This window comes from Shewanella sp. SR43-4, assembly GCF_014163845.1.
Lineage (GTDB): Bacteria > Pseudomonadota > Gammaproteobacteria > Enterobacterales > Shewanellaceae > Shewanella > Shewanella vesiculosa.
Map to the genome: position 1 here is coordinate 1 of NZ_JACJEB010000045.1, position 1204 is coordinate 1204.

The 1204-nt window shown below is 44.8% G+C and carries 1 protein-coding gene; it reads right to left on the reverse strand.

The window, feature by feature from the left end; translation table 11 throughout:
* Positions 1-55: 55 nt before the first annotated feature.
* A partial coding sequence (tuf, locus tag H5123_RS20315; protein WP_182699093.1) for an elongation factor Tu occupies positions 56-1204 on the reverse strand: 1149 nt, incomplete at its 5' end.

Below are 1204 nucleotides of genomic sequence, written 5' to 3' on the forward strand. Positions count from 1 at the left end.
TAAAAATAAAAAAGGAAGCCTAAGCTTCCTTTTTTAGTGTTCACTAAAGTCGCTATTACGCGATGATTTTAGCTACAACACCTGCACCAACTGTACGGCCACCTTCACGGATAGCGAAACGTAAACCGTCGTCCATCGCGATTGGGTAAATCAGGGTAACTACCATCTTGATGTTATCACCAGGCATAACCATTTCTACGCCTTCTGGTAACTCAATTGTGCCTGTTACGTCTGTTGTACGGAAGAAGAACTGTGGACGGTAACCTTTGAAGAATGGAGTATGACGTCCGCCTTCTTCTTTTGATAACACGTACACTTCTGATTCGAATGTAGTATGCGGGTTAATTGAACCTGGCTTAGCTAGTACTTGGCCACGTTCTACGTCATCACGCTTAGTACCACGTAATAACACACCACAGTTTTCGCCAGCACGACCTTCGTCAAGTAACTTGCGGAACATTTCTACACCAGTACAAGTTGTTTTAGTTGTTGGACGAACACCAACAATTTCAACTTCGTCTGATACGCGAACGATACCACGTTCAACACGACCTGTTACCACTGTACCACGACCTGAAATCGAGAATACGTCTTCGATTGGTAGTAGGAATGGCTTGTCGATGTCACGAGCTGGTTCTGGAATATAAGTGTCTAAAGCTTCTGCAAGCTCAAGGATCTTAGCTTCCCACTCTGGCTGGCCTTCTAGTGCCTTAAGAGCTGAACCTTGAATTACTGGTAAATCATCACCTGGGAAGTCGTATTCTGAAAGCAGCTCACGCACTTCCATTTCAACTAATTCTAGTAATTCTTCGTCATCTACCATGTCACACTTGTTCATGAATACGATGATGAAAGGTACGCCAACCTGACGTGAAAGCAGGATGTGCTCACGTGTTTGTGGCATTGGGCCGTCTGTCGCAGCAACTACTAAGATTGCGCCGTCCATCTGTGCAGCACCGGTAATCATGTTTTTAACATAATCCGCGTGACCTGGACAGTCTACGTGTGCGTAGTGACGAATTGGTGTGTCATATTCGATGTGAGAAGTATTAATCGTAATACCGCGCTCACGCTCTTCTGGAGCGTTATCGATTTGAGCGAAGTTTTTAACTTCACCACCATAAGTTTTAGACAAAACGGCAGAGATTGCTGCTGTTAAAGTTGTTTTACCATGGTCAACGTGACCGATGGTGCCCACGTTTAC